Genomic DNA, 10,842 nt, shown 5'->3' on the forward strand with positions numbered 1-10,842 from the left:
CGATGCTCTTCAGGAACGAGCCCAGTCTCGACGATCGTGATGCGTGCCATGTGTTACCCGCGGAGGCGATAGAGTACAGCGGGACCATAGCAGACCAGGTCAACCGGGCGCAAAATCCCGTGCAGGCTCGTCCTCGAACTCCACCAGCGCCTTGCGCATCGTCTCGACCAGGTCCAGCGCCACCGGCGAGGGGCTGCGCTGCGCCGGAAAGACCGCGGAGAATTCGAAGTCGATGCGCGGCAGGAAGCGCCGCACGACGACGCCGCGCGTTGCAAATTCCTGCGCGGTGAAGGGATCGCAGATCGAAACGCCCAGCCCCGACGACACCATGCCGCACATGATCTCCGACAGCGTGGTCTCGACCCTGAGCACGCGGCGGACATCGTGGCGATGAAAGACCTGGTCGACGAGATGCCGGCTCGACGAACCCGCCGATAGCGAGATAAAGGTCTCGCCCTCGAAATCGCGCGGCTCCAGCACCTCTTTCTCGGCCAGATGATGACCGGTCGGCAGCACCGCGACGCGTGCCAAGGCGGGCAGCCGCTGGCTCGGCAGGCCGGAATGCGCGATCGGCACCTCGGCAAAGCCGATGTCGCATTGGTTGTTCAGCACCCAGTCGACCACGATCGGCGAGATCACACCGAAGAAGGCAAGGTTGAGATTGGGACGCTCCATCAGGAAGTGCCCGGCCAGGCGTGGCAGATAACCGTTTGCCAGCGCCGGCAGCGCCGCGATGCGCAACGAGCCGGTGCGGCGGCCGCGGATCTCCTCGGCCGCCGCGGTGATGCGCTCGAGGCCGACGAAGGAGCGCTCGACCTCGGTGTAGAGCGCCATCGCCGCCGCGGTCGGCACCAGGCCGGTGCCGCGCCGCTCGAACAGCTCCATCTTGAGCAGCGCCTGGAAGTCGCGCAGCAGCCGGCTGACCGCGGGTTGCGTCACCGCCATCAGCTTCGCCGCCTCGGTGACGCTGCCGGTCAGCATTGTCGCCCGGAAGGCCTCCACCTGCCGCGAATTGATCCGCGCCATCCCATGATCCAATCATAACATTTTAGCATGCAGAGGGTGCCATTATTCATTGGACGATGGAAGTATAGGTTGCGATCTTTTTCATCAGAGCTGGAGACAGCCCGCTTTTTCGGCAGATTGGAGGGCTTCGAACCTCCAGACCGCGCCAGAATCGCCGAACGGGCGCCGGAGCCCTGGTCGGAGAGGGTTTGCGCGGAAGGAAATGCGGCAGGCGCTTCGGCCGGAGACTTGTCGGCACGTCACCTCATTCCGGTATTGGAGATCAGTCCATATGAAGACTCTTCGCCTTCTGACTGCGGTCAGCATCGCAGCGCTCATTGCTGCCCCCTCGGTCGCCTCGGCCCAGCAGAAAACGCTTTATGTCGCCGGCTATGGCGGCTCGTTCGAGAAGACGATCCGCGACGAGGTGATCCCGGCCTTCGAGAAGGCGAACGGCGTCAAGGTCGAGTATGTCGCCGGCAACTCCACCGACACGCTGGCAAAGCTTCAGGCGCAGAAGGGCAACCAGCAGATCGACGTCGCGATCGTCGACGACGGTCCGATGTACCAGGCAATCCAGCTCGGCTTCTGCAGCAAGCTCGACGGATTGCCGGCCGATCTCTACGACACCGCCCGCTTCAAGGACGATCGCGCCGTCGCGATCGGCATCGTCGCCACTGGCCTGATGTACAACACCAAGGTGTTCAAGGAGAAAGGCTGGGCGCCGCCGACCTCGTGGAACGACCTGAAGGACACCAAATACGCCAAGCAGCTCGTGATCCCGCCGATCAACAACACCTACGGCCTCGAGGCGCTTGTGATGCTGTCGAAGATGAATGGCGGCGGCGAGACCAACGTCGATTCCGGCTTCAAGATCTTCAAGGAGCAGATCAATCCGAACGTGCTCGCCTATGAGCCGTCGCCGGGCAAGATGACCGAGCTGTTCCAGTCCGGCCAGGCCGTGATCGCGGTGTGGGGCACGGGCCGCGTGCAGAGCTTTGCCAACACCGGCTTTCCCGTCGACTTCGTCTATCCCAAGGAAGGCGCGGCGACGCTGCTGACCACGGCGTGTCCGATCGCCAAGCCCAACGCTTCGCCGCTCGCGGCGAGCTTCGTCAAGATGTTGCTCGATCCAAAGATCCAGCTCGTGCTGCTGAAGGACTACGGCTACGGCCCGGTGCTGAAATCGCTGGTGATCCCGCCCGAGCTCGGCAAGATGGCGCCGATCGGCGAGCGCGCGGCCAAGCTCTATAATCCGGACTGGACCGTCATCAACGAGAAGCGCGAGGAGTGGACCAAGCGCTGGAATCGCGAGGTCGAGCGCTGATCGGTCGCGGCGGAGACAGCGTCATGGCCTATCTCGAGCTCGATCGGGTCGCAAAAGAGTTCGGCGCGCAGACTGTGGTCGAAGACTTCAGCCTGTCGGTGGGGAAGGGGGAGTTCATCTCCTTTCTCGGCCCGTCCGGCTGCGGCAAGACCACGACGCTACAGATGATCGCGGGCTTCCTCGATCCCACGCGAGGCGCCATTCGCCTCGAGGGCAAGGACCTGACCGCGGTTCATCCGGCCAAGCGTGGCCTCGGCATCGTGTTCCAGAGCTACGCGCTGTTTCCGCATATGACCGCGGCGGAAAACGTCGCCTTTGGCCTCGAGATGCGCAGCGTGCCGCGCGCTGAAAGGTCCGAGCGCGTCCGCGCCGCGCTCGCGATGGTGGGCCTCGCGGGCTTTGAGGACCGCCATCCACGCCGCATGTCCGGCGGCCAGCAGCAGCGCGTGGCGCTCGCGCGCGCGCTGGTGATCAAACCAAGCGTGCTGCTGCTCGACGAGCCGCTGTCCAACCTCGATGCGAAACTGCGCGAAGAGATGCAGATCGAGCTACGCCAGATCCAGCGCACCATCGGCACCACCACGATCCTGGTCACCCACGACCAGAACGAGGCGATGTCGCTGTCCGACCGCATCGTGGTGATGAGCCAGGGCAAGATCGAGCAGATCGGCACGCCGCAGGAAACCTATGAGAAGCCGGCCTCGGCCTTCGTCTCGCAATTCCTCGGTAAGACCAATGACTTTGCCGGAACGATCGACCGGACCGTCGCGCCGACGCAGTTGGTAGCCGGCTCCTGGCGCGCACCGGCGCCGGCCGGACTTGGCGGTCCTGTCACCGTCAGCATTCGCCCCGAAAGAATCGGCTTTGGCGACAAGGGGCTCAGCGCAAAGATCATCACGCGCATCTTCCAGGGCAATCACTGGCTGTTCCAGTGCGACAGTGAATGCGGCCCGGCGATCGTGATCCGCCAGAACGACGGCAAGGCGCAGCCGGCCGAAGGCGACGCGGTCCGGCTCACCTGGCGGCCCGAGGACATGAGCGTCCGCGCGAGGGCTGGCGCATGAGCGCGGCCGCGGAGGAGGGCAATGCGCGTACGCCGTGGGCGCTGACGGCGCCTGCCTTGATGCTGTTCGTCGGCGTGCTGCTGATTCCGCTGGCGATGACGGTGATGCTGTCGTTCCACGATTGGGGCCAGTACAAGGGCATCGAGCCGGTCTTCATCCTCAAGAACTGGCACGAGATCGCGACGGACCCCTATTACGCCGAGATGTTCTGGCGGACCTTTCGTGTCGCGATCCTGACGACGCTGCTCACGGCCTTGTTAGGGGCGCCCGAAGCCTACATCCTCAATCGCATGAGCGGCCGCTGGAAGAGCTTCTTCCTGCTGGTGATTCTCGGGCCGCTCTTGATCTCCGTCGTGGCGCGCACGCTCGGCTGGGCGCTGCTGTTCGGCGGCAACAATGGCCTCGTCAACAAGCTGCTGATGACGCTCGGGGTCATGCGCTCCCCCATCCCCTTCATGTTCACCGAAACGGGAATGATAGTCGCCCTTGCGCATGTGATGATGCCGTTCATGGTGCTGTCGGTGTGGGCCGCACTCCAGCGCCTCGATCCGCAGATCGAGAACGCCGCGATGTCGCTCGGTGCCGGCCCCATGACGATCACCCGCCGCATCATCATGCCCCAGATCATGCCGGGCGTGCTGTCGGGCGCCATCATCGTGTTCTCGCTGTCGGCCAGCGCCTTCGCGACGCCCGCGATCATCGGCGGCCGCCGGCTCAAGGTCGCCGCGACGCTCGCCTATGACGAATTCCTCAACACGCTGAACTGGCCGCTCGGCGCTGCCGTCGCAACGCTGCTGCTGGCCGCACTGGTGCTGATCGTCGTCGGCAGCAACGCGCTGATCGAGCGCCGTTACGCGGAGGTGTTCCGATGAGACGGAACGGCCCGCTCGCGCTGATCTTCCACGCCATCTTCGTCATCGTCATGGTGGCGCCGAATTTGGTGGTCTGCCTCGTCGCGTTCACGCCCGAGGGATATTTGTCGCTGCCGACCAACGGCTTCTCGCTGCGCTGGTTCAGGACGATCGCGAATTATCCCGAGTTCATCCACGCCTTCTGGATCAGTCTCGCCCTCGGCGCGCTGTCCTCGCTGGTGGCGCTCCTGTTCGCCGTGCCGGCGGCGCTCGCGATCGCACGCTATCGTTTTCGCGGCCGCGACGCGCTGGCGGCGCTGTTCCTGTCGCCGCTGATGATCCCGCACGTCGTGCTCGGCATCGCGTTCCTGCGCTTCTTCACCTCGGCGGGGCTGGGCGGCAGCTTTGCCGCGCTGATCATCGCGCATGTCATCATCGTGTTTCCGTTCGCGCTGCGGCTGACGCTGGCCGCGGCGACCGGCATGGACCGCACGGTCGAGATGGCCGCGGTCTCGCTCGGTGCCGGCGGCTGGACGCTGTTCCGCCGTGTGACCTTGCCGCTGATCCTGCCCGGTGTCATCAGCGGCTGGGCGCTCGCCTTCATCCAATCCTTCGACGATTTGACCATGACCGTCTTCCTTGCCGCGCCCGGCACCGAAACGCTGCCTGTGCGCATGTTCCTCTATATCCAGGACAACATCGATCCGCTGGTGACGTCGGTCTCGGCCTGCGTGATCGCGATCACCATGGCCGCCCTCATTCTGCTCGACCGCTTCTACGGGCTCGACCGCGTGCTCGCCGGCAAGGGCGATACGGGGCGATAGGAGAACTCATGCTAGGAGAATATGACGTTGCCGTCGTCGGCGGCGGACTGCTCGGCTCCGCCATTGCCTGGGGCCTCGGCCGGCTCGGCAAGCGCGTCGCGGTGCTCGACGAAGGCGACATCACCAAGCGCGCCTCGCGCGCGAACTTTGCGCTGGTCTGGGTGCAGAGCAAGGGGCTCGGCATGCCCGCCTATACGGTGTGGACCGTACGGGCGGCGGAAGCCTGGAACCGGCTTGCCTCGGAGCTGAAGCAGCAGACCGGGCTGGACGTTTGCCTCCAGCAGAATGGCGGCTTTCATCTGACGCTTGGCGATGACGAATTCGGCCAGCGTATCGAGCTGGTCAAGCGCATGCACAACCAGGCCGGCGCGGCCGACTACAAGATGGAGATGCTGCCCGCATCTGAGGTGAAGAAGTCGCTTCCGCTGATCGGCCCTGAGGTCTCCGGCGGCAGCTACTGTCCTCTCGATGGACATGTGAACTCGCTGCGTACGTTCCGCGCGCTCCATACCGGCTTCAAGGCGTTCGGGATCGACTACCTTCCGGAGCGGCCGGTCTCGGCGATCAGCAAGAGCGGCGGCGAATTTCGGCTGACCACGCCGAGCGGCGAGCTGCGTGCCGCCAAGATCGTGCTGGCCGCCGGCAACGCCAACCAGACGCTGGCGCCGATGGTCGGTCTCCATGCACCGATGGGGCCGACCCGCGGCCAGGTCGTGGTGACCGAGCGCACCGTGCCGTTCCTGCCGCATCCGCTGACCACGATCCGCCAGACCGACGAGGGCACGGTGATGATCGGCGACAGCAAGGAGGACGAGCTGGACGACCGCGCGCTGAAGCACTCGATCAGCGCCGTGATGACCGATCGCGCCCAGCGCATGTTCCCGCATCTGTCGCGTCTCAACGTGGTCAGGAGCTGGGCCGGCATCCGCGTCATGCCGCAGGACGGCTTTCCGATTTACGACCAGTCGGAGACGCATCCCGGCGCCTTCGTAGCCTGCTGCCATTCCGGCGTGACGCTCGCCTCCAATCACGCCTTCGAGTTCGCGCGCATGGTGGCGCAGGGCGCGCTCGAGCCGGAGCTGGTCGGCGCGTTTTCGGCCAGCCGCTTTGGTGGCGCAGGTGCCGCCAACAACAGCGGTTATTGAAGATTTTGAGAAGGAGCCAAGAGGCATCCCCATGTTCAAGCGATCCGAACAGGACAAGCGCCCACACGTGCAGATCTTCGTCGATGGCGTCGCCATCGCGGCGCGCCAGGGTGACACCGTCTCTGCCGCGCTGTTGGCCTCCGGCGTGGACGCACGGCGTTCCACCGCAGTCAGCGGCGCGCCGCGTCTGCCTTATTGCATGATGGGCGTGTGCTTCGACTGCCTCGTCACCATCGACGGTGTCGGCAACCGCCAGGGATGCCTCGTGCCCGTCGCCGAGGGCATGCAGATCGAGATCCAGAAGGGCAAGCGGGAGATCGGAAGATGACTGTGGCTCCCAAGCGCGAAGATTATGACGTCGTGGTGATCGGCGCGGGGCCTGCCGGCCTTGCCGCCGCCGCGAGCTCCGCCGAGGCCGGCCTCGCGACGCTGCTGCTCGACGAGAACGTCGGTCCCGGCGGCCAGGTGTTCCGCGCGATCTCCTCGACGCCGGTGACCGGCCGCAATCAGCTCGGCGCCGATTATTGGGTCGGAGCCGATCTCGTGAAGTCGCTCGGGGCGAGCAACGCGGAGGTAATCCATCGCGCGACGGTCTGGAGTCTCGACCGCAATCTCGACATCGCCGTGTCGGTCGGTGGCGCGTCCGCCTTCGTCAAGGCCAAGCGCGTGATTCTGGCGACCGGCGCGCTGGAGCGGCCGTTCCCGATCCCCGGCTGGACCCTGCCCGGCGTGATGACCGCGGGCGCGGCGCAGACCATGCTGAAGTCCTCGGCGCTGGTGCCCGACGGACGCACCGTGATCGCGGGGCAGGGGCCGCTGCTCTGGCTGCTCGCCGCGCAGATCCTCCGCCTCGGAGGCCGCATCGACCGCATCCTGGACACCACCGGACGAGGCAATTATTTCGCGGCGTTGCCGCACGCTTTCGCCTTCCTCACCTCGCCCTATTTCGCCAAGGGCATCGCGATGATGCGCGAGGTGAAGGCGAAGGTGCGGGTCGTCTCCGGCGTGACGGAGCTTGCCGCGTCCGGTGACGGTCAGCTCGCCGGCGTTAGCTATGTTGCGGGCGGCAAGCGCGAGACCATTCCCGCCGATCTGTTGCTGCTGCATCAGGGTGTCGTGCCCAACGTCAACCTGGCAATGGCGGCCGGCGTCGAGCATCGTTGGGATGATCTGCAACTGTGCTGGTCGCCGGTGCTTGATGCGAGCGGAAACTCGTCGGTTGCAGGCATCGCGATCGCCGGCGACGGCGCGGGGATCGGCGGTGCGAACGCCGCCGTGGTGCGTGGCCGTATCGCGGCGCGTGCCGCGGTCGAAGCGCTGGCGCCGATGGCTGCCGCGAAGCTCGCACCGATGGCGCAGCTCCGCGCCGACCTCGCCAAGGCCGAACGCGGTCGCGTCTTCCTCGACACGCTGTTCCGGCCCGCGCCGCAGTTCCGGATACCCGCGGGCGACACCATCGTCTGCCGCTGCGAGGAGGTCACCGCAAAGGACGTTCTCGATTCCGTCGAGATCGGCGCGACCGGGCCGAACCAGCTCAAGGCCTACCGCCGCACCGGCATGGGCCCGTGCCAGGGTCGCCTCTGCGGCCTCACCGTCACCGAGTTGATGGCGCAGGCGCGCGGAAAGACTCCGCAGGAGATCGGCTATTACCGGCTGCGCGCGCCGGTGAAGCCGATCACGCTTGCGGAGCTCGCGGCCGTTCCGAAGAGCGAGGCCGACGTCAAGGCGGTGGTGCGCGGGTGACCCGGATCGTGGATGCAATCGTCATTGGCGGCGGCATCCACGGATGCTCGACCACGCTGCATCTGTGTCTCGCCGGCTTGAAGCCGGTGCTGATCGAGAAGGACTATGCCGGCCGTCACGCCTCCGGCGTCAATGCCGGTGGCGTCCGTCAGCTCGCGCGGCATATCCCGGAGATCCCGTTGTCGATCCGCTCGATGGGCATCTGGGAGAAGATCACGGATCTCCTCGACGACGATTGCAGCTTCGAGAGCTACGGCCAGGTGCTGGTTGCCGAGAATAAGGACGAGCTCGCGGTCTGCCGCGCGCGCGTTGCCGAGCTCAATGCGCTGGGCTTCACCCATGAAGAGCTGATCGACGCGACTGAACTGCGGCGCCTCGTGCCGGCCGTCGCCGAAGCCTGTCCCGGCGGTGTGGTCTCGCGCCGCGATGGCGCGGCTAATCCGGCGCAGACGACGACGGCGTTCCGCCGCAAGGCCGAGCGGCTTGGCGCGACCGTGCGCGAGGGCGTGGCCGCCAGCAATATCCGCTACAACGAGGGGCTCTGGCACGTCGACGTCGGCTCGGACACCTATGCCGCGCCGGTGCTGGTCAATGCGGCCGGCGCCTGGGCTGGCAGGATCGCCGCCGACCTCGGCGAGCCCGTGCCGGTCGAGACGGTGGCGCCGATGCTGATGATCACCTCGCGCGTGCCGCACTTCATCGACCCCGTCGTAATCCTGCGCGGCCGAAAGCTCTCTTTCAAGCAATTCAACAACGGCACGGTGCTGATCGGCGGCGGACACCTGGCGACGCCCGATCAGGATCGCAACGAGACGGTGCTGGACTGGAAGAGCCTTGCGACCAGCGCGCAGACCGTGTTCGAGCTGTTTCCGGTGATGCGCAGCGCCACCATCGTCCGCGCCTGGGCCGGCATCGAGGCCAGGATGAAGGACGATTTGCCGGTGTTCGGGCCGAGCAGCCGTCACGAGGGTCTCTATCACCAGTTCGGCTTTTCGTTGCACGGTTTCCAGCTCGGCCCCGGCGCCGGCGCCGTCATGGCGGAGCTGATCGTCAATGGCGGCACCCAGACCCGGATCAGCGGTCTCGGCATCGACCGCTTCCATTCTTCCATGCTCTAGCAACGAAAGGACATCATGAGCATCACCCGCAGCATCCGCACGCCCATCATGCACCGCGCAGTCGAGGCGAACGGCTTCGTCTTCCTCGGCGGCACCATTGCCGAAGACACCTCGGTCTCGATGGGCGAGCAGACCCGCAACATCCTCGGCAAGATCGCCGGCTATCTGAAGGAGGCGGGGACCGACAAGTCTCGCGTCGTGAGCGCCTCGATCTTCGTCACCGATCTCTCCAGGAAGAAGGAGATGGATGCGGCCTGGACCGAGTTCTTCGGCGACAACCTGCCGACCCGCGCCACCGTCGGCGTCGCCGATCTCGGCGGCGGCGCGCTGATCGAGGTGGTGGTAACCGCTTTGAAGGGGTGATGGCGCACGACAATGGAGGACGACGGCGCCTCCCGCGCTGTCGTCCTCCGCGCGCCCGCCTTGATCTTGCCCTTTGATGGGACTACTTGGAGAGCTCCTCAATCAGGATACGTGCCGCCATGGATATGACCCCGACCGCAAAGCCCACCTGCCTTGCTCACGGGGAACTCCATGCCTGCCTCGATCATTCTGTCGAACCTGTCGCTGTCCACGCCTGACGGCCGCTCTCTTCTCTCCAACATCGATCTGACATTCGCGGCCGAGCGGACCGGTCTGGTCGGCCGCAACGGCGTCGGGAAAACGACGCTGCTTGCGTCGATCCTGGGGGAGCATGTGCCCCGATCAGGGCGCGTTCTGATCAACTGCACCATCGGCTTGTTGCGCCAGGATGTGCAGGTGCTTCCCGGCGTGACCGTAGCCGACCTGTTCGGCGTGCGCCGGGCGCTGAAGCTGCTTCGCCGTGCAGAGCGAGGCGATGCCTCGGCCGATGAGATCGCTGCGATTGACTGGACGCTCGAGACGCGGCTCGAGACCGCGCTGGCCCGCCTCGGGTTCGATCCGTCTCCCGACACGGAGCTGTCTTGCCTGTCCGGCGGCCAGATCACGCGACTTCGACTCGCCGCACTGATCTTCGCCGCGCCCGACTTCCTGCTCCTGGACGAGCCCACCAACAATCTCGATCGGGACGCACGCAAGGCGGTGACTGATCTGCTCGCCACCTGGCGTGGCGGGGCGATCGTCGTCAGCCACGACCGGGTCTTGCTGGAGACCATGGATGCGATCGTCGAGCTGACGTCGCTGGGAGCCATGCGATACGGCGGCAATTGGAGCCGGTACCGCGAGCAGAAGGCCGTCGAGCTTGCGGCCGCCAGGCATGATCTCGCCCATGCCGAAAGGCGCCTGTCCGAGATTGACGGCAAAGCGCAAGAGGCCGCGGAAAGGAAAGCGCGCAGGGACAGCGGCGGCAGGAAGAAGCGCGCCAAGGGCGACATGCCGCGCATCCTGGCCGGAGCACGCAAGGATCGCAGTGAGGACAGCGGTGGCAGGAGCGCGCAAATCGCCGAGCGGCGGCGCGAAGAGGCCATCGATGCTGCGGACACGGCGCGCCGGCGTATCGAGATTGTTCAGCCATTGTCGGTCGGGTTGCCGGCGACCGGCCTGCCGGCGGGCAGGGAAGTGCTCTGGCTCGACGGCGTCAGTGCGGGCTATCGGCCGGAGCGGCCGGTCGTCCGCGATCTATCGCTCGCGATCGTCGGTCCGGAGCGCGTCGCGCTGGGCGGCCCGAACGGCTCCGGCAAGACGACGCTGCTGAAATTGATCGCGGGCGAGCTGCGCCCGCTCTCCGGCATCGTGCGGGTCAGGCCGGACTTCGCGCTGTTCGACCAGAAGGTCAGCCTGCTCG

The 10,842-nt window shown here is 66.0% G+C and carries 11 protein-coding genes; 10 read left to right on the forward strand and 1 reads right to left on the reverse strand.

Features of this window, described 5'->3' with window-relative positions; all coding sequences use genetic code 11:
* Nucleotides 1-99: 99 nt before the first annotated feature.
* The gene (locus JHD07_RS21060) at nt 100-1,026 is read right to left on the reverse strand and encodes a LysR substrate-binding domain-containing protein (protein ID WP_291625399.1); all 927 of its coding nucleotides are present in this window, start codon (nt 1,024-1,026) and stop codon (nt 100-102) included.
* Nucleotides 1,027-1,297: 271 nt separating this feature from the next.
* Here JHD07_RS21060 and JHD07_RS21065 point away from each other — a divergent pair, with 271 nt between their 5' ends.
* The 10 genes from JHD07_RS21065 to JHD07_RS21110 all read left to right on the forward strand — a co-directional run.
* Nucleotides 1,298-2,332: an ABC transporter substrate-binding protein gene (locus tag JHD07_RS21065; RefSeq protein WP_291625400.1), complete on the forward strand. Its 1,035-nt coding sequence runs from the start codon at nt 1,298-1,300 to the stop codon at nt 2,330-2,332.
* 23 nt (nt 2,333-2,355) lie between these two features.
* Nucleotides 2,356-3,396: an ABC transporter ATP-binding protein gene (locus tag JHD07_RS21070; protein WP_291625401.1), complete on the forward strand. Its 1,041-nt coding sequence runs from the start codon at nt 2,356-2,358 to the stop codon at nt 3,394-3,396.
* Nucleotides 3,393-4,268, forward strand: coding sequence for an ABC transporter permease (locus JHD07_RS21075; protein WP_291625402.1), 876 nt, complete (start codon nt 3,393-3,395; stop codon nt 4,266-4,268). The genes JHD07_RS21070 and JHD07_RS21075 overlap by 4 nt, the downstream gene beginning before the upstream one ends.
* Nucleotides 4,265-5,071 (forward strand): ABC transporter permease, encoded by an 807-nt coding sequence (locus JHD07_RS21080; RefSeq protein ID WP_291625403.1) that lies wholly within the window; start codon nt 4,265-4,267, stop codon nt 5,069-5,071. Before JHD07_RS21075 ends, JHD07_RS21080 begins: the two co-directional genes overlap by 4 nt.
* A gap of 8 nt (nt 5,072-5,079) precedes the next feature.
* On the forward strand, nt 5,080-6,216 hold the full coding sequence (locus JHD07_RS21085) for an FAD-dependent oxidoreductase (RefSeq protein ID WP_291625404.1): 1,137 nt from the start codon (nt 5,080-5,082) through the stop codon (nt 6,214-6,216).
* A 31-nt stretch (nt 6,217-6,247) separates the two neighbouring features.
* Nucleotides 6,248-6,544 (forward strand): (2Fe-2S)-binding protein, encoded by a 297-nt coding sequence (locus JHD07_RS21090; protein ID WP_291625405.1) that lies wholly within the window; start codon nt 6,248-6,250, stop codon nt 6,542-6,544.
* Complete coding sequence (locus JHD07_RS21095) at nt 6,541-7,959, forward strand: FAD-dependent oxidoreductase (RefSeq protein WP_291625406.1); 1,419 nt, start codon at nt 6,541-6,543, stop codon at nt 7,957-7,959. Before JHD07_RS21090 ends, JHD07_RS21095 begins: the two co-directional genes overlap by 4 nt.
* On the forward strand, nt 7,956-9,077 hold the full coding sequence (locus tag JHD07_RS21100) for an FAD-dependent oxidoreductase (RefSeq protein ID WP_291625407.1): 1,122 nt from the start codon (nt 7,956-7,958) through the stop codon (nt 9,075-9,077). The genes JHD07_RS21095 and JHD07_RS21100 overlap by 4 nt, the downstream gene beginning before the upstream one ends.
* A gap of 15 nt (nt 9,078-9,092) precedes the next feature.
* The gene (locus JHD07_RS21105) at nt 9,093-9,440 is read left to right on the forward strand and encodes a RidA family protein (protein WP_291625409.1); all 348 of its coding nucleotides are present in this window, start codon (nt 9,093-9,095) and stop codon (nt 9,438-9,440) included.
* A 171-nt stretch (nt 9,441-9,611) separates the two neighbouring features.
* Nucleotides 9,612-10,842, forward strand: a 1,231-nt coding sequence (locus tag JHD07_RS21110; protein ID WP_291625411.1) for an ATP-binding cassette domain-containing protein, incomplete at its 3' end; no start/stop codon positions are given.

Origin of the sequence: Bradyrhizobium sp. (assembly GCF_016462955.1) — a bacterium.
Taxonomy (GTDB): Bacteria; Pseudomonadota; Alphaproteobacteria; order Rhizobiales; family Xanthobacteraceae; genus Bradyrhizobium.

Excerpts from the sequence above, each read along its gene's own strand:
- JHD07_RS21060 (WP_291625399.1), bottom strand. The coding sequence starts at position 1,026 with ATGGCGCGGATCAATTCGCGGCAGGTGGAGGCCTTCCGGGCGACAATG.
- JHD07_RS21065 (WP_291625400.1), top strand. The coding sequence starts at position 1,298 with ATGAAGACTCTTCGCCTTCTGACTGCGGTCAGCATCGCAGCGCTCATT.
- JHD07_RS21070 (WP_291625401.1), top strand. The coding sequence starts at position 2,356 with ATGGCCTATCTCGAGCTCGATCGGGTCGCAAAAGAGTTCGGCGCGCAG.
- JHD07_RS21075 (WP_291625402.1), top strand. The coding sequence starts at position 3,393 with ATGAGCGCGGCCGCGGAGGAGGGCAATGCGCGTACGCCGTGGGCGCTG.
- JHD07_RS21080 (WP_291625403.1), top strand. The coding sequence starts at position 4,265 with ATGAGACGGAACGGCCCGCTCGCGCTGATCTTCCACGCCATCTTCGTC.
- JHD07_RS21085 (WP_291625404.1), top strand. The coding sequence starts at position 5,080 with ATGCTAGGAGAATATGACGTTGCCGTCGTCGGCGGCGGACTGCTCGGC.
- JHD07_RS21090 (WP_291625405.1), top strand. The coding sequence starts at position 6,248 with ATGTTCAAGCGATCCGAACAGGACAAGCGCCCACACGTGCAGATCTTC.
- JHD07_RS21095 (WP_291625406.1), top strand. The coding sequence starts at position 6,541 with ATGACTGTGGCTCCCAAGCGCGAAGATTATGACGTCGTGGTGATCGGC.
- JHD07_RS21105 (WP_291625409.1), top strand. The coding sequence starts at position 9,093 with ATGAGCATCACCCGCAGCATCCGCACGCCCATCATGCACCGCGCAGTC.